Here is a 16,858-nt window from a genome sequence, read left to right as displayed (position 1 = left end):
TATACTGCCTTACTGCCCTACTCCCTTACTCCCCTAACTTATAGAACCGGCTGACGATGCCCCAGGCCTCGTCGGCGGTGTCGACGAAATCGATGATGTCCTGGTCGCCGGGACTGATCGTGCCTTGCTCGGCGAGGAAGTCGAGATCGATCGCCCGTTTCCAGAAGGATTTGCCGAACAGGATCACCGGCACGCGCTCCATGCGCCCGGTCTGGATCAGCGTCAGCGTCTCGAAGAATTCGTCCATCGTGCCGAAGCCGCCGGGAAACACCGCGACGGCCTTCGCGCGCATGACGAAATGCATCTTGCGGATGGCGAAATAGTGGAAGTTGAAACAGAGTTCCGGCGTCACATAGACATTGGGCGCCTGCTCGTGCGGCAGAACGATGTTAAGGCCGATAGAGGGCGCGCCGACATCGTCGGCGCCGCGATTGCCCGCTTCCATCACGCCGGGCCCGCCGCCGGTCACCACGACATATTCGCGGTAGTATGAACTGGCCGATTGCTGCGAGCAGAGGCGGGCGAATTTGCGCGCCTCCTCGTAATATTTGCTGTTTTCCTCGAGGTTCTTCTTCTGCGTCTCGTTTTTGGCCGCCCAGGCCTCGCCGCCGGGTTCAGGCAGCCGCGCGCCCCCGAACAGGACCACGGTCGAGCGGATACCGCGCTCGGCCAGGATCATCTCCGGCTTCAGGAGTTCGAGCTGCAGCCTGACCGCGCGCAGTTCGCGCCGCGTCATGAAGTCGGGATCGTTCCACGCCAGGCGGTAGGTCTCGGCGCGCGTCTGCGGCGTGTCCGGCACGCTCCTGGCCCGCTCCAGATCCTCGTCCGAATGCGGCAGCGGCGTCCAGCCCGCCTTTTCCATGGGTGTCATGATGTCAGGTCCGTCCATTTCATTCACTTGCGCCGTCCCATGGCGCAGTCGCGATTGACCCCTACTCTGCCTTCACATAGGGTCCGCGCGATTTTCAAAACAGGTTAAGGCTCAGCCCCTTAACAGCCTGGTAATGGAGCGAATTCATGTCGAAGCCGGATCTGGCGAGCCTCGAAAAGACCATCGACAAGGCCTTCGAGGAGCGTGACGCGATTTCGACGGCGACCAGAGGCGAGACACGCGACGCCATCCAGTCGGCGCTCGATCTGCTCGACCGCGGCACCGCCCGCGTTGCCGAGCGCCAGGCCGATGGCCAGTGGCATGTCAACCAATGGCTGAAGAAAGCCGTCCTTTTGTCCTTCCGGCTGAACCCGATGGAGATCATCAAGGGCGGTCCCGGCCAGGCCGTGTGGTGGGACAAGGTGCCGTCGAAGTTCGACGGCTGGAGCGCCGTCGATTTCGAGAAGGCCGGTTTCCGCGCCGTGCCGTCGTCGATCGTGCGCCGCTCGGCCTATGTCGCGCCGGGCGCCGTGCTGATGCCGTCCTTCGTCAATGTCGGCGCCTATGTCGATTCGGGCACCATGGTCGATACCTGGGCTTCGGTGGGCTCCTGCGCCCAGATCGGCAAGAATGTGCACCTGTCGGGCGGCGTCGGCATCGGCGGCGTGCTGGAGCCGATGCAGGCCGGTCCCACCATCATCGAGGACAATTGCTTCATCGGCGCGCGCTCGGAAGTGGTCGAAGGCTGCATCGTGCGCGAGGGCTCTGTGCTCGGCATGGGCGTCTTCATTGGCCAATCGACCAAGATCGTCGACCGCGCCACCGGCGAGATTTTCTACGGCGAAGTGCCGCCGAATTCCGTCGTCGTAGCCGGTTCGCTGCCTGGCAAGCCGTTTCCGAACAATGAGCCGGGTCCAAGCCTCTATTGCGCGGTCATCGTCAAGCGGGTCGATGCCAGGACCCGGTCCAAGACCTCGATCAACGAATTGCTGCGCGATTGATCTTTTTGGAAAGCGGGCGCACCTTCCGCCGGCGCGACGATCGGTCGCGCCGGTTCAACATGGAGGGTGGCATGGACTGGAGATGTCTGCTGACGAGCTTCGACGGCCGCATCGATCACGCCAAGTTCTGGGCCGGCATCGATATATTCATCGTCATCGGTATTGTTGCCTTCATTCTCGATGCGATTCTCGGCACGCGCTTCACGACCGCAGGCGGCGGCAGGATCGGCATCATCGGCATGCTCGTCGCGCTGGCGTCGATCTATTTCGCGATTGCTCTCTATGGAAAACGCTGGCACGACCGCGACAAGTCGGGCTGGTGGACGCTGATCGGTCTCAGCGTTCTCGAAGGCGCCCAGGGTGTCAATCAATATGGACGGGACCCGCTTGCCTGACAGATCCAACCTTACTTGGCTTTTCTTCAAGACATCGGGCCGCGTCAGCCGCGCGGCCTATTTTCTTGGTGGGCTGCTCGTGGCCATCATCCAGGCCTTCCCGCTCTATCGTTTCACGCTGGTGCCGGAAGGCTCGCCCGAGAGCAACATGTGGTCGTTCGTCTTCTTCATCGCCTTCGTCGCCTCGCTGTGGTCGAACATCGCACTGGCGGTGAAGCGGCTGCACGACCTCGACAAGCCCGGCATCGCGGCGTTGATCCTGTTCGTGCCGGTCGTCTCGATCGTCGCCTTCGTCGTGCTTTGCCTGTTTCCGGGCAAGCCCGGACCCAACCGCTATGGCAAGCGCACCAATGCACCGGCCGAACCCTGAGCGCCCATCATCGCGATGCGCTACTGACGGTATGCATGAAAATGAAGGCCTGATCCGCGTCGCCTGAATTCATTCAGACGCGACGCGCTTCAGGCGCGGCGACCTGATCCGCGCCGAAACCGGGCGATCCGCGGCCGGCCGCTTCCGCTTCACGCACCAGGGCGATGATTCGTCGGACCGTCGGCGCCGGCGTGCCCGCTTCTTGCGCCAGGCGAAGAACGGCGCCTTGCAAATCGCCGATCTCCGTCGGCCGGCCGCGCTGCAGATCGTCCCACATGGAGGAACGCGCCTCCGGGTCGATGGCCAGCATCCGCCGCGCCAGCAGCCTGAATAGCCAATCGGGGAGGCGGAGCACTATCGGCAACAGCGCCGGCCGCAAGCCGGCGATCCGCGCCGGCTCGATGCCCGACGCCTTCATGGCCTGGAGCGCCTCGTCGATCTGTCTTGCCAGGATCAGCCGCCAGCGCCGGTCGGCAAGCTCGCTCGCCAGCGGCAGGCCCGAAAGCGCCACCAGCGCATTGTTCAAATTCATCAAAAGCTTGCCCCACAGCACGGCTTTCATGTCGGCATGGGCTTCAACCCGGAGCCCTTCGACGCCGAGAAGGCTGATCAGACCGGCATCGCTGTCCTCGATCATGACCTTGCCGTCGCTGGCGCGGTGGACACGCAGCGGCAATTCGCCGTCGGCCGATTGCACGACATTGAACGGCACCATGCCGGCCAGCACTGGTCGCCCGCCGACACCGGCGCGCAGCCTGTCGGCATTGTCGATGCCGTTCTGCAGGCTCACCACCACGGCGTCCGGCGGGGCGTGGGCGGCGATGAGCGCAGCCATTTCCCGCGTCGCGCCGCTCTTGACGGTGACCAGGATCACGTCCGCCTGCGGCAAGGCAGCGGCTGGATCGATGGTGACGGCAAGCGCTTGCGGCTCGAGGCCTCGATCGCGGCCCTCAAGGTCGCTGACCCGCAATCCGCCTTGCCGCAGCGCCGCCTCGACGCGCGGCCGGGCCAGCAAGATGACCTGGTGCCCGGCGAGCGCCAGGCAGCCGCCGGCATAGCAGCCGATGCTGCCGGCGCCGGCAATGACGATTCTCTTGTCCCCGTTTGCCATCCTGTCGCTCCGCACCGGGCCCACGACTATACGACATGAAAACCATAATGTCGGCGGTATCGCCGGTCATAGGACTGGCCCCTACGTCTGGCCGTGACAGGCCTTCAGCTTTCGACTATCGCTTTTGCCATGACGCTGCCGACCGATCCCGCCGCAAACCTCGCCGCCCTCATCCGTTGCGCCTCCGTGACGCCGGCCGAAGGCGGTGCGCTGACCGCGTTGCAGACGATGCTGGAACCGCTCGGCTTCCTCGTCGATCGCCCGGTGTTTTCGGAAGACGGCACGCCCGATATCGAGAACCTTTATGCCAGGCGCTCCGGCAATGGCCCTCATCTGATGTTCGCCGGACACACCGACGTGGTGCCGGTCGGCGACGAAGCCGCCTGGACGCATCCGCCCTTCGGCGCCGAGATCGCCAATGGCGAGATGTATGGCCGGGGTGCGGTCGACATGAAGGGCGGCATCGCCTGTTTCATCGCCGCGGTAGCGCGCCATGTCGAGGCGAATGGCGGCCCGAAGGGCTCGGTCTCGCTGCTGATCACCGGCGACGAGGAAGGCCCGGCCATCAACGGTACCACGAAGCTGCTCGAATGGGCGGCTTCCAGGGGCGAGAAATGGGATGCATCGATCGTCGGCGAGCCGACCAACCCGGCTGCGCTCGGCGACATGATAAAAATCGGCCGGCGCGGCTCGCTGTCGGGCGACGTCATCGTCAATGGCCGCCAGGGCCATGTCGCTTACCCCTTGCTTGCCGACAATCCGGTACGCGGGCTGATGAGCCTGATCGATGCTTTGCTGCATCCCGTCTTCGATGAGGGCACGAAGGATTTCCAGCCGACCAATCTGGAGGTGACATCCATCGACGTAGGCAACCCGGCCACCAACGTCATTCCAGCAAAGGCAACCGCCACCTTCAACATCCGCTTCAATGACAGCTGGACCGCCGAGACCATACAGGCCGAAATCCACAACCGTCTCGACCAGGCGGCGGGCCGCAAGAAATACCGGCCCGGCAAGGAGATGCCGGTCGACTACGAACTCGTCTGGCGCGACCGGCCGAGCCATGTCTTCCTGACCCGCGACGACAGGCTGATCGAGACGTTGAGCGGCTCGGTCAAGACGGTGGTCGGCAGAGCGCCGGCGTTGTCCACCTCCGGCGGCACGTCGGATGCCCGCTTCATCAAGGACTATTGCCCGGTGGTCGAATTCGGCCTGGTCGGCAAGACCATGCACATGGTCGACGAGCGCGTAGCCCTTGCCGATCTCGAGACGCTGACGCAAATCTATCAGCGCTTCATCGAAGACTGGTTCGGACAGGACTGAGCAGCATGCTTTCGGCGGACGAGACCCAAGTTTCGCTGACCGGCGCCTGGCGACTGATGCTCGGCAGGGCCGATGGCCTGCGTCTGCTCGACCTGTCTGCCGATGGTTTCTGGAATTCCTTTTTCGCCATCGTCGTCGCGGCGCCGGCATTGATCGTCGGCTGGGTCGGCATCGCCAACGAGATCGGCGATCCCGATGCCTTCGCGGGCCGCTTCAGCATGCTGTTGCGGCTGGCGACAGTCGATATCGGTTCCTGGGTGCTGCCTCTGGTCGCACTGGCTCTGGTCGCGCCGCGCGCCGGCATCGGCGGCCGCTTCGTGCACTATGTGGTGGCCTCGAACTGGGCTTCGGCCATCACCGCCTGGCTGATGCTGCCGTCCGCGCTGATCAGGCTTTTCCTGACGTCGGCGAGCCAGATCTCCAGCCTTGTGTCGCTGCTGTTGTTCGCGCTGTCGATGGTGCTGACCTGGCGCATGACCAACGCGACCATCGGCAGGGGGGCCGCAATCGGGACCGCTGTCTTCGTTGGCATGTTCATCGCTTCGCTGATCGTGCTGTTCGGGCTGCAGGCGCTGCTTGGCATCACGGTTCCGGACACCGGAGCTCAGAGCCTTTCGGGACTCTATCCGGGATAATCGACGCCGATCAGAAAAAGCCCGTCGGGCGGCGCCACCTGGCCGCAGGCGGCGCGGTCGTGCGCCTCGAGCGCCGCCTTGAGATCGCCGGCCGTCCATGCGCCTTCGCCGACGCGCTTGAGCGAGCCGACCATCGAGCGCACCTGGTTGTGCAGGAAGGAACGCGCCGAGGCTCTGACTTCGATCATGTCGCCCGAACGGCTGACGTCAAGACGGTCGAGCGTGCGCACCGGGCTCTCGGCCTGGCATTGCGTGGAACGGAAGGTGGTGAAATCGTGCCGTCCGAGCAGCACTTTGGCGGCTTCGTGCATGGCAGCGGCGTCGAGCTGCTTCGGCACCCACCATACCTTACCCTTTTCCAGGGCCGAGGGCGCGCGCCGGTTGAGGATGCGGTAGAGATAGTGGCGGCCGATGGCCGAGAAGCGGGCATCGAAGCCGTCGACGACGGTCGTGGCTTTCAAGATCGCGATGCGATTGCCGGCGCCCTGCAGGTGCGCGTTGACGGCATCGCGCACCTTGTCGTCCGGCCAGGCCCTGGCCAGGTCGACATGCGCCACCTGGGCCGTCGCATGCACGCCCGCATCGGTGCGGCCGGCAGCGCGCAAGCGGACCTGCTGGCCGCAGAATTTTTCGATCGCCTGCTCGATCGCCTGCTGCACCGAAGGCTGGTCCGCCTGGTGCTGCCAGCCGGCAAACAAGCTGCCGTCATATTCGATGTCGAGGCGAAAACGCGGCATGCCGGGCGGCTATACGCACTCGCCTAGGCGGCGAGTGCGGTGAAGGCCGAGGCGTAGACCAGCCGGCCGGTTTCGGGAGCGTCGCCCCAGGCCAGCGCCTGCAGCGCCTCGCCCTGGTATTCACTCTCGAATCCTTCGGCGCGCGCGTGGCTGTAGCCGAAACGGCCGTAGTAGGTGGGGTCGCCCAGCACCACGGCCAGCATCTCGCCGGTGTCGCGCAGGCGGATGTGAGCCTCGCGGATCAGCGCGCCGCCAATGCCGGTGCCGTGAAAGGAGGGCTCCACCGCCAGCGGCGCCAGTGCCACCGCCGGGAAATCTTTCCCGCCGGTGCGGACGAAGAGCCGCGAAAACAGGATGTGGCCAACCACTTGCCCGTCTTCTTCCGCCACCAGTTCGACAACGGCGTCGCCGCCGGAAACCAGCGCGTCAACCAGCCCGGCCTCCGCCTGCTGGCCGAAAGCGTGTTCCTCGACGAGGCGGATGGCCTCGCGATCCCGCGGCGTCGCCGCGCGTATCGACATCATGCTCATGACAGTTTCATTCCTTTTTCGATCTTGGTCCCGCGCAGGAATTCTTGCGCGGCGGCGGGCCTTCCGCCAGCCCGTTGAACTTCGACCAGCCGGATCGCGCCCGCTCCGCAGGCGACCGTCAGGCGGTCGTCGAGAATTCCTCCCGGCTCGCCCACACCTTGCGCAAGCGTCGAGCGAAGCAGTTTCAGCCGTTCCACCCGGCCACCAATTTCAACCTCGCACCAGGCGCCGGGGAACGGCGACAGGCCGCGAATATTATTGTGAACTTCGGCCGCGGGTCGCGTCCAATCCACGTGCGTATCGGATTTATCGATCTTTTTGGCATAGGTCACCCCCTCAACCGCTTGGGCGGTGAACGCCAGGCTATTCCTTTCCAGCCGCGCCAGCGCTTCCACGATCAGTGCGGCGCTGACGCTCATCAATCGATCATGCAGATCGCCGGCGGTCATATCGGGTTCGATGACGCATTTTTCAACCAGCCCCACCGGGCCGGTGTCGAGGCCTTCTTCCATGCGCATGACCATCATGCCGGTTTCGCTGTCGCCCGCCATGATCGCCCGTTGGATGGGCGCCGCACCGCGCCACCGCGGCAACAGCGAGGCATGGCCGTTGATGCAGCCCAGTCGCGGCGCCTCAAGCACCGCCCTGGGCAGCAGCAGGCCGTAAGCCACGACCACGCCGATATCGGCTTGCAGCGCGCGAAAAGCTGCCTGTTCGGCCTCGCCCTTGAGCGACGTCGGCGTGCGCGTCTCGATGCCCAGCCGTTCCGCCTCGCGCTGTACCGGCGACGGCGTCAGCTCAAGGCCGCGCCGGCCGGCGGCTCGCGGCGGCTGCGTGTAGACGGCCGCGACCTCATGTCCGGCATCGGCAATTGCGCGCAATGTCGGCACCGAAAACTCCGGCGTCCCCATGAAAATCACGCGAAGGGGCATTGTCCCCTATCCCACCAGCTTGCCCGGAGCCTTGTCCTTGGCCAGCTTCTTGAACTTCTTCACCACCATGTCGCGCTTCAGCTTCGAAATGTGGTCGATGAACAGCACGCCGTTGAGATGGTCGATCTCATGCTGCAGGCAGGTTGCCATCAGCCCCTCGGCCTCCATTTCCTGCAGCTTGCCATCGCGGTCGAGGTACTTGACCCGCACGGAAGCCGGGCGTTCGACCTCGGCATAATAGTCGGGAATCGACAGGCAACCTTCCTCGTAGACGGAGCGCTGGTCGGCGCTTTCCAGGATTTCGGGATTGATGAAGACATGCGGCGCCGGCGTCTCGTCCTCCTTGGCGAGGTCGATCACCAGCATGCGCAGCGGTTCGCCGATCTGGATCGCGGCCAGCCCGATGCCGGGCGCGTCATACATGGTCGCCAGCATGTCGTCGGCCAGTTTGCGCAAGGGCGCGTCGACGCGCTCCACCGGCTTGGAAACCTGGCGCAGGATGGGGTCGGGAAGGATGATGAGCGGCTTGATCGGCATGGCGTCTCACCTAAGACCTTGAATAAAGGGCGTCAACCGGTACGCCGGGGGATCGTTCACGTTTTGATCTGTGCTGGCCGGCCGAATCGTCTATGCTGTGTGCATGAACGACCTGACATCCATCCTTTCGGAACCTGTCGCCCGGCTTGGCGCGACCACGATCACGCTCGGCCATGCGCTGGCGTTCGGGGCCTTTGTGTTTCTTGGCCTGTTCGTGGCGCTTGTCGTCGCGCTGTGGCGCTCGGCCAAGGCGCGCGCCGTGGCCGCTGCCGAAGCCGCCGACCATGCCCGCGACGCCGAGGCGCGGATGGCCGGCATATTGCAAAGCCAAGCCGAGATGCAGGGCCGCATGGGCGCCATCGCGGAAGTCTTCGGCGCGCGGCAGGCGGAACTGACGCAATCGATCGGCCAGCGCCTCGATGCCATGACCGGCCGCCTCGGCCAGACCATGACCGAGCAAACCAAATCCACTCATGAGAGCCTGGCCAAATTGCAGGAGCGGCTGGCCGTCATCGACACCGCGCAAGGCAACATCCAGTCGCTCGCCGGCCAGGTCGTGCAATTGCAGGCGATCCTCTCCAACAAGCAGACGCGCGGCGCCTTCGGCCAGTCGCGCATGGAAGCGATCGTCGCCGACGGTCTGCCGCACGGCGCCTACGAGTTCCAGGCGACCTTGTCCAACGGCAGCCGTCCCGATTGCCTGGTGAAGATGCCCAACGGCGCGCCGGCGCTTGCCGTCGACGCCAAGTTTCCGCTGGAAGCCTGGAACGCCATCCGCGCCGCCGAAGGCGCCGAACAGCAGAAGGTCGCGTCGCAGGCCTTCCGCCGCGACATCGAGGTGCATGTCCGCGATATCGCGGATAAATATCTGATCCAGGGCGAGACGCAGGATACCGCCTTCATGTTCGTGCCGTCGGAATCGGTGTTTGCCGAGATCCACGAAAATTTCGAGGCGGTGGTGCAGAAGGCGCACCGCGCCCGCGTCGTCATCGTCTCGCCGTCGCTCCTGATGCTGTCGATCCAGGTCATCCAGGCGATCCTGAAGGATGCCCGTATGCGCGAGCAGGCACACCTGATCCAGGGCGAGGTGATCCGGCTGATGGAGGATGTTTCGCGCGTCGACGAGCGGGTGCGCAAATTGCAGGGCCATTTTGCCCAGTCGGCCAAGGATATAGACGACATCCTCGTCTCGACGTCGAAGGTGACCAAACGCGGCCAGAAGATCGAAGCTCTGGAGTTTGGGGCGCAGCCCGGAGGCGATGCCGACCCTGACATGGCGTCACCAGCCCCTGCGAAGCCGGAACCCGGCCCGCGCGTTGTCGATTCCCCACGCGTTGCCGATTCAAAGACCGGCCAGCTCAGGCTGAGGGTCGTCGAAGGCGACGAATGAGGCGCCGCACCGGACGGCGCTACTGCTCCTCCACTGTGGCCATGCCGTGAAATTCAGGTAGCCAGTGAAGCGCCGAGCGGTGCCATTTTTGCAGTGTCGGAATCAAATCCTGGCGTTGCCGCGCGGTTCCCACTCGAATGCCGTAGACCTTTGGGCCATCTCCGACCGACGTGGCGTAAAGGTGCGAGCCGCAGTCGGCGCAAAAGGCCTGGACGCGCTTGGCGCCGCTTGCCACGGTCTTGATGTAGACCTTCGGTGTACCCTTTGTGATCCGGTAGTGATCTTCAGACGCCGGAACGGTGACGCGAAAGGCCGTACCGGTCAACTGTTGGCAATCGGTACAATGGCAGATCGAGGTCTTTTCCGGTTCGACCTCCGCCTCATAGGTGATGGCACCACAATGACAGCCGCCGTCGATCTTCATAATCAGTCCTCCAAAACTCGATCGGCTGATTTTAGCGGCGCAGCGGCGCAAGGCAACGACGCGACGCTGATCCAGAGGCATGATCCCGAGGAATGGAACGCGGGTTTCGAGGCTATGCTCAAAGTCTACTCGGATGCTGATTCGATCAGCTTGCGTCGCTGTTCCCAGGTGCCTGACGTCTGCGGCTTGACGAACAGCCGGGTGATCTCGGGCATTTCCTTCCTTAGCTGCGCTTCGAGGCGCTCGACGCAGGCTTCGATTTCCGGCGCGGACAGATGGTCCTCGAATTCGATGCTCAGGCCGGCAACGATTTCTTCCGGCCCCAGGTGGACCGTCAGGACGCCGTTCGCCCGCTGCACCGCCGGATCCTGCTGCGCGATCGCCAGCACTTCTTTCTGCACCGCGGGCGAAGCAGGCTCGCCGATGAGCAGCCCCTTGCTCTCGCGCGCCAGGAAGGCCGCGGTCGCACCCAGGATCAGCGCAATGCCGATCGAGGCGGCGCCGTCCAGTTCCGGCATCTCGAAAATCTCCGCCGCCAATATGCCGGCAAAGGCGACGATCAGGCCGAGAAGCGCGGCACTGTCCTCGAACAGCACTGTGTAGACGCTTGGATCCTTGCTCGATTGCACGGCCTGCAGCCAGCCCTGCTGGCCCTTCTGCCGGCGGAATTCCCTCAGCGCCACCAGCCATGAGCTGCCCTCGAACAGAAACGACAGGCCGAGCACGATGTAGTTGACCCTGACATTGGCGGCCGGTTCGGGCGCAATGATGTGCGTCACGCCTTCGTAGAACGATACGCCGGCGCCGAGCGCGAAGACGAGAAGCGCCACGATGAAGCTCCAGAAGTAGAGCTCGCGGCCATGGCCGAGCGGATGCGCGCGGGTGGCCGGGCGTGCGGCGCGATGCATGCCATAAAGCAGCAGGCTACCATTGCCGGTATCGACCAGCGAATGCACGCCTTCCGAAAACATCGCCGAACTGCCGGTGAAGAAGGCTGCGACGAATTTGGTCAGCGCGATCGCGAGATTGCCGGCGAGCGCCGCGTAGATGACCGTTCGAGAGCCGCCATGCCCCGCCATTGCTTCCCTGTCGTCCTGTCCGACACGCGAAGTCTAGAGCAATTGCAGGAAAAGTGGGAGCCGATTTCCTTGAGATCATGCTGCGGGCCCGCCGAAATTTCGCGGCCATCGCGACGCACCAACACCCCGTCCGTTCAAGTCGCTGCGCGCCGGTTCGGATTCATAAGGCCGCCGAAACAGGTTGCCGGTTTTCGCGGCCATGGCCGCGAACAGCCCCTTGCCTAGAGGCATTTCTCTTGTTTCACTTCGCCTCCCGCAACTGGAGGAACGAATCATGGCAAAAGGTGCGATGAAAGCAGGCAAGGAGGCCCGCAAGCCAAAGAAGGACGCCAAGAAGCCGGCCGCTGCTCCCACGCTCAAGGCGCCGCCGGTCAAGGCAACGAGGCTCAAGGAAAAATAGTCGCGTGCCTCGGATGGAGTTCGCCGGCGGCGTTCGAAACACCGCCGGCACCTTGTTGATACGGCGTTAAGACAGCCTATATCTGGTGCGGGGACGACCCCACATCTCCTGAAATCCGGTCGGGACGACCCGCCCACTGTTTGATAGGGCATCGGCAGCCGGACGGCTTCCGCGGTGCTCGGTCGATCGCGCATTGCATCGTCCCGAAACGGACGTCGGTGCGATGCTTGGATGGAGCGTTCCCCATGTCATGGATTTTTCTGTTTTTCGCCGGCCTGTTCGAGATCGGCTGGGCAATCGGCCTCAAATACACCGACGGATTCACCCGGCTCGTCCCAACCGTGCTCACGGTCGCTTCGATGATCGTCAGCCTCACGCTGCTTGGACTGGCGCTGAAAGCGCTGCCCGTCGGCACCGCCTATGCGGTGTGGACCGGTATCGGCACGGTCGGCACGGCGCTGCTCGGTATCTGGCTACTCGGCGAGCCGGCGACCGTGATCAGGCTCGCCTGCATCGCGCTCATCGTCTGCGGCATTATGGGGCTGAAATTCGCGGCGTAAAGCAATCCAGGAAAGGTGCGAAGCGGCTTTCCGTCCGGAATTGCGTCGAAGCAAACAGAGCAATTCCGCGAAAGTCGCATCACAACCGGCGTCGGCAATCGCATGAATTGGCGCGCGGACAAACGCATGCAGGGCCGCTTCGCAGCGACCCTGATCCTCGAAGCAGATTGCTCCGGCGGTCTGAGGCTAGCGGCCGGTAAAGCCTGGCGGTGTCCTGCCGGTGCGCGCCTTGCGCGCCGCATAGCGCGCATCGCGCTTCGCCTTGCGCTCGGCCTCGTCGGCCAGCAGACGCGCGATGCGCTCGGCCTCTTCGGCTTCCCGAATCCTGGCTTCCGCCTGCGCCGCCTCTTCGGCCGCGATCCGTGCGGCTTCGGCTGCGGCCTCGCGCTCAGCCTTTTCGATTGCCTCGCGTGCCAGCCTTTCCTGCTTCAGCCTCGCCTTCTCGGCCTCACGTATCTCACGCGCCGCAAGGATAGCCTTGCGTTCGGCCTGTCGCGCCAGCACTGCGGGATCGTCCGCCGCCGGCTTCGACTTGAAGCGCTCCAGAAGCGCCTTCTTTGCCTCGTTCGCGGCGTTGCGCCGCTCGAAAATGTCTTTTTCCCTGTAGATAGCCAAGTCCACTTCCCTGAAGTCAATTCGCGACGCTTACATACGCGCGAAAACCGGGAGTTCAAGCGCCAAAACGGTATGCCAGCCATGAAATTCCGTGCTGTTGCAGCCGGGAGACGCCTTCGCGGCCGAAACGGACACGCACTGTTCGCAGTCAGACCCTCTGGTGGTGATACGGGCTGATCGCTACCTCTAGCGCGAAAATCAAACGCCAGGATGACACCAGATGGAACTCGGTCTCTACACTTTCGCCGACGTCAGCCCGCAGCCGGGCCCCGGCGCAATCGGCCCGCACGAGCGGCTGCGCAACCTGATCGAGGAGATCGAACTGGCCGATCAGGTCGGCCTCGACGTTTTCGGCCTCGGCGAGCATCACCGGCCGGACTATGCCGCGTCCGCGCCTGTCGTGGCTCTGGCCGCGGCGGCCGAGCACACCAAACGCATAAAACTGACCAGCGCCGTCACTGTCCTGTCCTCGGACGATCCGGTCCGCGTCTTCCAGCAATTCGCCACGCTCGACCTTCTTTCCGGCGGCCGGGCCGAAATCATGGCCGGGCGCGGCTCGTTCATCGAGTCCTTTCCGCTGTTCGGCTACAATCTTGAGGATTATGACGAGCTGTTCGCCGAAAAGCTCGACCTGCTGCTCGCCATCCGCGATCAGGTGAAGATCACCTGGTCGGGCAATCTGCGCGCGCCGATCAACGATCGCGGCGTCTACCCACGCCCCTTGCAGGAAAAACTGCCGATCTGGATCGCCATCGGCGGCACGCCGCAGTCCGCCGCCCGCGCGGGCGCGCTCGGCCTGCCGCTGGCGCTCGCCATCATCGGCGGCGAGCCGGCGCGGTTCGCGCCGCTGTTTGACCTCTACCGCGAGGCCGCCAGGCGCGCGGGCGCCGATCCGAAGGGTCTTGCCACCAGCATCAACGTCCACGGCTTCATCGCCGACACGACCGAGAAGGCGGCCGACGATTTCTATGGCCCACAGGCCGAGGTGATGAACCGCATCGGCCGCGAGCGCGGCTGGGGTCCGACCTCGCGGGCGCATTTCGACCAGTCACGCGGCCCGGGCGGCGCCTTGTTCGTCGGCAATCCCGAGCAGGTGGCCGAGAAGATCGTCGCCCAGCACAAGATCTTCGGCAATGACCGCTTCCTGCTGCAGATGGCGATCGGCATCATGCCGCATGCCAAGATCATGAAGGCGATTGAACTCTACGGCACCAGGGTGGCGCCGATCGTGCGCAAGGAAACGGCTGACGCCGTCCCGGCCCCGGCGCCTGCCGCGTAGTGTTGCACTTCCGCGAAAAATTGCGTGGGAACAATAACCGCGACGGCGGGCCTCGTGGGCTCGCCGTCAACGCCGGCTCACGGAACCTTGGACCGGCAGGGGCGTTTTCTCAGCGGTTGCGCCAATTGCGGTGCGCCGCCGAGGGACCGTGATGAAAGCTGACCCCACCGCTTCGGTCGCGGGCGTTTCCGAAGCAGAAGAGGCGCGCATCGCCGCCCGCGCCGACACGCATCTGATACGCTCGCTGCTCGTCGGCATCTTCATCTTCATGGCCATCTACGCGCTCTATTTCGCCCGTGCCTTCTTCATGCCGGTCATACTGGCCTTTCTGCTGGCATTGACGCTGACGCCGATCGTCAGGCTTCTGCGCAAGCGCGGCATACCCGAGGTGATTTCGGCGACGCTTCTGGTGCTTCTGTCCCTCTGCCTCTTCGCCAGCGCCGGCTACCTGCTGAGCGGCCCGGTGATCGATCTCATCAACAACACTTCGTCGATCGGCCAGCGGCTGACCGAGCGGCTGGCGCATTTGCGACCTCCGCTCGAGAGGATGATGGAGGTTACACATCAGATCGAAGGCCTCACCGAGACGTCGCAGGAGCCGGGCATACAGAAAGTCGCGGTAGCCCAGTCTGGCTTCCTGTCGTCGGCGGCCTCGAACATCCTTTCGGCGGGAACAAGCCTGACCATCATCTTCGTGCTGTCGCTGTTCCTGCTCGCTTCAGGCACGATGTTCTATGAAAAGATCATCCAGTCCTTCGCCAGCCTCACCGAGAAGAAGCGGGCGCTGCGGGTCGTTTACGACGTGGAACGGGAAATCTCGCACTATCTGCTCACCGTCACCATCATCAATATCGGCCTCGGCACGATCATTGGCCTTGGTCTGTGGGCACTCGGCATGCCCAACCCGCTCGTCTGGGGCGCCACGGCCGCTCTGCTTAATTTCCTGCCCTATGTCGGCGCCATGATCACGCTCATCGTGGTCACGATCATCGCGCTGATCAGCTTCGACACGATCTCCTATGCGTTGTTGGCGCCTGCCTTCCTGCTTTTGTGCGACATCGTCGAAGGCCAATTCGTAACGCCGATGGTTGTCGGCCGGCGGCTCGAGATCAACGCCGTGGCGATCTTCATCGCCATTGCCTTCTGGTCATGGCTATGGGGCTTTGTCGGCGCGCTGATGGCGGTGCCGCTGCTGGTCCTCATCAAGGTGTTCTGCGATCACTTCGATGGTCTGAGCCATGTCGGCAACTTCCTGGCGGCACAACATCTCTCGGCGGTGGAAGATGAGGCCACCGAGGAAGGTAAGGCTCCGGCATAAAGCCGCGCGTCTGGTTTGCGGCGCCTGGCTCGAATGCCTATATCCGGCCGGTCCAATGGCCGGTGCCCTTCCCATGAGCGATGCTTCCTTCGACCTCGACGACTGTTTCGCTCGCATCGGCCATGCCGGCTTGCGCGATGCGCGGCTGGGCGCGTCGCCAACATTTGGCGTCGACAGATCCGGGCTTGCATTTCCTGTCCATCATCGCGGCAGCCCCGCCGAGCAGAAACGCATGGCCGCGGCCAGCGGATTTGACGATGCGCTCGGGGGCGGCTTGGCATCCTCATTCCCGACCGCACGGCCTTCGAGGCAGGGTGCTTGAGATAAATCTCGTGGAGACCTGACATGGCAGCCCTTTCCGTCCTCGACCTGTCGCCGATCGTCGAAGGCAGCGATGCCTCGCAGTCGCTGGCCAATTCGCTCGATCTTGCCCGCCATGCCGAGCGGCTGGGCTACAAGCGCTATTGGCTGGCCGAGCATCATAACATGCCGGGCATCGCAAGTGCCGCCACCTCGGTCGTCATTGCCCATGTCGCGGGCGGCACCAAGACCATTCGCGTCGGCGCCGGCGGCATCATGTTGCCCAATCACTCGCCGCTGGTCATCGCCGAGCAGTTCGGCACGCTGGCCGCCTTGTTCCCCGGCCGCATCGATCTCGGCCTCGGCAGGGCGCCCGGCACGGACATGAACACGGCGCGCGCCTTGCGCCGCAATCTCGAGGCCGGTGCCGACAATTTTCCGCAGGACGTCGTCGAGCTGATGGGCTATTTCCTGCCGGCGGAAGAGGGCCAGCGGCTGCGCGCCGTGCCGGGTGAAGGCCAGACCGTGCCGGTCTGGATCCTCGGCTCCAGCCTGTATGGCGCCCAGCTTGCCGCCATGCTCGGCCTGCCCTACGCCTTCGCTTCGCATTTCGCGCCGGCCGAGCTAGACCATGCGCTGGACATCTACCGCTCCCGCTTCCAGCCGTCGGAACAGCTCGACAAGCCCTATGTCATGCTCGGCCTCAACGTCTTTGCGGCGCCCACCGACACTGAGGCACGACTGCTGTTCACCTCGCTGCAGCAGGCTTTCGTCAATCTGCGCACCGGCCGCCCCGGAAAATTGCCGCCACCGGTCGAGAACTATGACCGCGATCTCGATCCGATGGCCAAGTCCATGCTCGGCCAGGCGCTGTCCTGCGCCGTCGTCGGCTCGCCGGAAACGGTGCGGCAAGGCATCGACGCCTTCGTTCGCCGCACCGGCGCCGACGAATTGATGGTCACCGCGCAGATATTCGATCATGCGGCTCGGGTGAGGTCCTTCGAAATCCTGGCCGACGCCCACAAATCGCTGTCGCAAGCGGCGTGAGATT

At 64.1% G+C, this 16,858-nt stretch carries 21 protein-coding genes; 12 read left to right on the top strand and 9 right to left on the bottom strand.

What is annotated here, in order from left to right; translation table 11 throughout:
- Nucleotides 1-25 precede the first annotated feature (25 nt).
- Nucleotides 26-871 (bottom strand): LOG family protein, encoded by an 846-nt coding sequence (locus FJ946_RS07590; RefSeq protein ID WP_140563657.1) that lies wholly within the window; start codon nt 869-871, stop codon nt 26-28.
- Between the two features lie 146 nt (nt 872-1,017).
- On the opposite strand from FJ946_RS07590, the gene dapD reads away from it, so the two are divergent.
- The 3 genes from dapD (at nt 1,018) to FJ946_RS07575 (ending at nt 2,637) form a co-directional block, all read left to right on the top strand.
- Nucleotides 1,018-1,872, top strand: a complete 855-nt coding sequence (dapD, locus tag FJ946_RS07585; protein ID WP_140491451.1) for a 2,3,4,5-tetrahydropyridine-2,6-dicarboxylate N-succinyltransferase — start codon at nt 1,018-1,020, stop codon at nt 1,870-1,872.
- Nucleotides 1,873-1,943: 71 nt separating this feature from the next.
- On the top strand, nt 1,944-2,267 hold the full coding sequence (locus FJ946_RS07580; RefSeq protein ID WP_140559068.1) for a DUF805 domain-containing protein: 324 nt from the start codon (nt 1,944-1,946) through the stop codon (nt 2,265-2,267).
- Entirely contained in the window at nt 2,260-2,637 is a 378-nt protein-coding gene (locus FJ946_RS07575) for a DUF805 domain-containing protein (protein ID WP_224519055.1), read from the top strand. Before FJ946_RS07580 ends, FJ946_RS07575 begins: the two co-directional genes overlap by 8 nt.
- Before the next feature lie 73 nt (nt 2,638-2,710).
- Here the strand turns inward: FJ946_RS07575 and FJ946_RS07570 are convergent, their stop codons facing one another.
- Nucleotides 2,711-3,748 (bottom strand): 2-dehydropantoate 2-reductase, encoded by a 1,038-nt coding sequence (locus FJ946_RS07570; protein ID WP_140563655.1) that lies wholly within the window; start codon nt 3,746-3,748, stop codon nt 2,711-2,713.
- 129 nt (nt 3,749-3,877) lie between these two features.
- Here FJ946_RS07570 and dapE point away from each other — a divergent pair, with 129 nt between their 5' ends.
- Entirely contained in the window at nt 3,878-5,071 is a 1,194-nt protein-coding gene (gene dapE, locus FJ946_RS07565; protein WP_140563653.1) for a succinyl-diaminopimelate desuccinylase, read from the top strand.
- Nucleotides 5,072-5,076: 5 nt separating this feature from the next.
- Nucleotides 5,077-5,706, top strand: coding sequence for a transporter (locus FJ946_RS07560; protein ID WP_140514320.1), 630 nt, complete (start codon nt 5,077-5,079; stop codon nt 5,704-5,706).
- On the opposite strand, the gene truA is transcribed toward FJ946_RS07560, so the two are convergent.
- From truA to def, 4 genes are read right to left on the bottom strand one after another with little or no spacing between them, the layout of a single operon-like run.
- Entirely contained in the window at nt 5,694-6,443 is a 750-nt protein-coding gene (gene truA, locus FJ946_RS07555) for a tRNA pseudouridine(38-40) synthase TruA (RefSeq protein WP_140563651.1), read from the bottom strand. The genes FJ946_RS07560 and truA overlap by 13 nt on opposite strands.
- 23 nt (nt 6,444-6,466) lie before the next feature.
- Nucleotides 6,467-6,973, bottom strand: a complete 507-nt coding sequence (locus FJ946_RS07550; RefSeq protein WP_140563649.1) for an N-acetyltransferase — start codon at nt 6,971-6,973, stop codon at nt 6,467-6,469.
- On the bottom strand, nt 6,970-7,905 hold the full coding sequence (gene fmt / locus FJ946_RS07545; RefSeq protein WP_140563647.1) for a methionyl-tRNA formyltransferase: 936 nt from the start codon (nt 7,903-7,905) through the stop codon (nt 6,970-6,972). Before fmt ends, FJ946_RS07550 begins: the two co-directional genes overlap by 4 nt.
- Before the next feature lie 6 nt (nt 7,906-7,911).
- A complete protein-coding gene (gene def / locus FJ946_RS07540) occupies nt 7,912-8,442 on the bottom strand; it encodes a peptide deformylase (protein ID WP_056573548.1) in 531 nt (176 codons plus the stop codon).
- A gap of 103 nt (nt 8,443-8,545) precedes the next feature.
- Between def and FJ946_RS07535 the strand changes: the two genes are divergently transcribed.
- Nucleotides 8,546-9,832 (top strand): DNA recombination protein RmuC, encoded by a 1,287-nt coding sequence (locus FJ946_RS07535; RefSeq protein ID WP_140491433.1) that lies wholly within the window; start codon nt 8,546-8,548, stop codon nt 9,830-9,832.
- A 19-nt stretch (nt 9,833-9,851) separates the two neighbouring features.
- Here FJ946_RS07535 and FJ946_RS07530 read toward each other — a convergent pair whose 3' ends face one another.
- Nucleotides 9,852-10,256, bottom strand: coding sequence for a GFA family protein (locus FJ946_RS07530; protein ID WP_140563645.1), 405 nt, complete (start codon nt 10,254-10,256; stop codon nt 9,852-9,854).
- Between the two features lie 125 nt (nt 10,257-10,381).
- Nucleotides 10,382-11,335 (bottom strand): cation diffusion facilitator family transporter, encoded by a 954-nt coding sequence (locus FJ946_RS07525; RefSeq protein WP_140514327.1) that lies wholly within the window; start codon nt 11,333-11,335, stop codon nt 10,382-10,384.
- A gap of 199 nt (nt 11,336-11,534) precedes the next feature.
- On the opposite strand from FJ946_RS07525, the gene FJ946_RS30710 reads away from it, so the two are divergent.
- Nucleotides 11,535-11,735 carry a hypothetical protein gene (locus tag FJ946_RS30710; RefSeq protein ID WP_181167610.1) on the top strand — a complete coding sequence of 67 codons (201 nt, stop codon included), beginning with the start codon at nt 11,535-11,537 and terminating at the stop codon, nt 11,733-11,735.
- Between the two features lie 245 nt (nt 11,736-11,980).
- The gene (gene sugE, locus FJ946_RS07515) at nt 11,981-12,295 is read left to right on the top strand and encodes a quaternary ammonium compound efflux SMR transporter SugE (protein WP_140491423.1); all 315 of its coding nucleotides are present in this window, start codon (nt 11,981-11,983) and stop codon (nt 12,293-12,295) included.
- A gap of 186 nt (nt 12,296-12,481) precedes the next feature.
- On the opposite strand, the gene FJ946_RS07510 is transcribed toward sugE, so the two are convergent.
- A complete protein-coding gene (locus tag FJ946_RS07510; protein WP_140551615.1) occupies nt 12,482-12,910 on the bottom strand; it encodes a DUF6481 family protein in 429 nt (142 codons plus the stop codon).
- Between the two features lie 220 nt (nt 12,911-13,130).
- Between FJ946_RS07510 and FJ946_RS07505 the strand changes: the two genes are divergently transcribed.
- The 4 genes from FJ946_RS07505 (at nt 13,131) to FJ946_RS07490 (ending at nt 16,854) form a co-directional block, all read left to right on the top strand.
- Nucleotides 13,131-14,189, top strand: a complete 1,059-nt coding sequence (locus FJ946_RS07505; protein ID WP_140563643.1) for an LLM class flavin-dependent oxidoreductase — start codon at nt 13,131-13,133, stop codon at nt 14,187-14,189.
- Nucleotides 14,190-14,340: 151 nt separating this feature from the next.
- Nucleotides 14,341-15,507 (top strand): AI-2E family transporter, encoded by a 1,167-nt coding sequence (locus FJ946_RS07500; protein ID WP_140491417.1) that lies wholly within the window; start codon nt 14,341-14,343, stop codon nt 15,505-15,507.
- A 73-nt stretch (nt 15,508-15,580) separates the two neighbouring features.
- Nucleotides 15,581-15,829 carry a hypothetical protein gene (locus FJ946_RS07495; protein WP_140563641.1) on the top strand — a complete coding sequence of 83 codons (249 nt, stop codon included), beginning with the start codon at nt 15,581-15,583 and terminating at the stop codon, nt 15,827-15,829.
- A gap of 23 nt (nt 15,830-15,852) precedes the next feature.
- The gene (locus tag FJ946_RS07490) at nt 15,853-16,854 is read left to right on the top strand and encodes an LLM class flavin-dependent oxidoreductase (RefSeq protein ID WP_140524214.1); all 1,002 of its coding nucleotides are present in this window, start codon (nt 15,853-15,855) and stop codon (nt 16,852-16,854) included.
- Nucleotides 16,855-16,858: the final 4 nt, after the last annotated feature.

The organism is Mesorhizobium sp. B2-4-7 (assembly GCF_006442685.1).
Classification (GTDB): Bacteria; Pseudomonadota; Alphaproteobacteria; order Rhizobiales; family Rhizobiaceae; genus Mesorhizobium.
The sequence above is the reverse complement of the archived record's forward strand: the minus strand, read 5'-3'. Positions and strand labels throughout refer to the sequence as shown.

Bases quoted from the DNA above. Each gene is read 5' to 3' on its own strand.
- FJ946_RS07570 (WP_140563655.1), bottom strand. From the start codon at position 3,748: ATGGCAAACGGGGACAAGAGAATCGTCATTGCCGGCGCCGGCAGCATC.
- FJ946_RS30710 (WP_181167610.1), top strand. From the start codon at position 11,535: ATGGCCGCGAACAGCCCCTTGCCTAGAGGCATTTCTCTTGTTTCACTT.
- truA (WP_140563651.1), bottom strand. From the start codon at position 6,443: ATGCCGCGTTTTCGCCTCGACATCGAATATGACGGCAGCTTGTTTGCC.
- FJ946_RS07535 (WP_140491433.1), top strand. From the start codon at position 8,546: ATGAACGACCTGACATCCATCCTTTCGGAACCTGTCGCCCGGCTTGGC.
- FJ946_RS07580 (WP_140559068.1), top strand. From the start codon at position 1,944: ATGGACTGGAGATGTCTGCTGACGAGCTTCGACGGCCGCATCGATCAC.
- FJ946_RS07560 (WP_140514320.1), top strand. From the start codon at position 5,077: ATGCTTTCGGCGGACGAGACCCAAGTTTCGCTGACCGGCGCCTGGCGA.
- dapE (WP_140563653.1), top strand. From the start codon at position 3,878: ATGACGCTGCCGACCGATCCCGCCGCAAACCTCGCCGCCCTCATCCGT.
- fmt (WP_140563647.1), bottom strand. From the start codon at position 7,905: ATGCCCCTTCGCGTGATTTTCATGGGGACGCCGGAGTTTTCGGTGCCG.
- FJ946_RS07530 (WP_140563645.1), bottom strand. From the start codon at position 10,256: ATGAAGATCGACGGCGGCTGTCATTGTGGTGCCATCACCTATGAGGCG.
- dapD (WP_140491451.1), top strand. From the start codon at position 1,018: ATGTCGAAGCCGGATCTGGCGAGCCTCGAAAAGACCATCGACAAGGCC.
- FJ946_RS07490 (WP_140524214.1), top strand. From the start codon at position 15,853: ATGGCAGCCCTTTCCGTCCTCGACCTGTCGCCGATCGTCGAAGGCAGC.
- sugE (WP_140491423.1), top strand. From the start codon at position 11,981: ATGTCATGGATTTTTCTGTTTTTCGCCGGCCTGTTCGAGATCGGCTGG.
- FJ946_RS07500 (WP_140491417.1), top strand. From the start codon at position 14,341: ATGAAAGCTGACCCCACCGCTTCGGTCGCGGGCGTTTCCGAAGCAGAA.
- def (WP_056573548.1), bottom strand. From the start codon at position 8,442: ATGCCGATCAAGCCGCTCATCATCCTTCCCGACCCCATCCTGCGCCAG.
- FJ946_RS07505 (WP_140563643.1), top strand. From the start codon at position 13,131: ATGGAACTCGGTCTCTACACTTTCGCCGACGTCAGCCCGCAGCCGGGC.
- FJ946_RS07590 (WP_140563657.1), bottom strand. From the start codon at position 871: ATGACACCCATGGAAAAGGCGGGCTGGACGCCGCTGCCGCATTCGGAC.
- FJ946_RS07495 (WP_140563641.1), top strand. From the start codon at position 15,581: ATGAGCGATGCTTCCTTCGACCTCGACGACTGTTTCGCTCGCATCGGC.
- FJ946_RS07525 (WP_140514327.1), bottom strand. From the start codon at position 11,335: ATGGCGGGGCATGGCGGCTCTCGAACGGTCATCTACGCGGCGCTCGCC.
- FJ946_RS07550 (WP_140563649.1), bottom strand. From the start codon at position 6,973: ATGAGCATGATGTCGATACGCGCGGCGACGCCGCGGGATCGCGAGGCC.